Origin of the sequence: Cupriavidus sp. SIMBA_020 (assembly GCF_046535395.1) — a bacterium.
Taxonomy (GTDB): domain Bacteria; phylum Pseudomonadota; class Gammaproteobacteria; order Burkholderiales; family Burkholderiaceae; genus Cupriavidus; species Cupriavidus campinensis.
Genome location: NZ_JAWRWU010000707.1, coordinates 1 through 267 on the forward strand (window position 1 = coordinate 1; position 267 = coordinate 267).

The 267-nt window shown below is 66.7% G+C and carries 1 protein-coding gene; it reads right to left on the bottom strand.

Annotation, left to right across the window (positions count from 1 at the left end):
- The coding region (locus SB751_RS31160) for a phosphopantetheine-binding protein (protein WP_410749163.1) at positions 1-267 on the bottom strand (267 nt) is incomplete at both ends.

The following is a 267-nucleotide window of genomic DNA, read 5'->3' on the forward strand; positions in this document are numbered from 1 at the left end:
CTTCGGCCACGGCTTCGACTTGCGCGCCATCGAGACTCGCCGCGAGTTGCGCGATCGAGACGTTCTTCATCAGTTGACGCGCATCGACGCCGAGACCGCGCTCGTTCATGCGGGCGACGATGCGGAACAGTTGCAGGCTGTCCGCGCCGAGGCTGAAGAACGGCTGGTCGATGCCGATTTGCTGCACGCCGAGCACGTCCGACCAGATCGAGACGAGCGTGGCTTGCGTGGGCGTCAGCGCCGCGGGTTCGCTGGCGGCATCCGTGG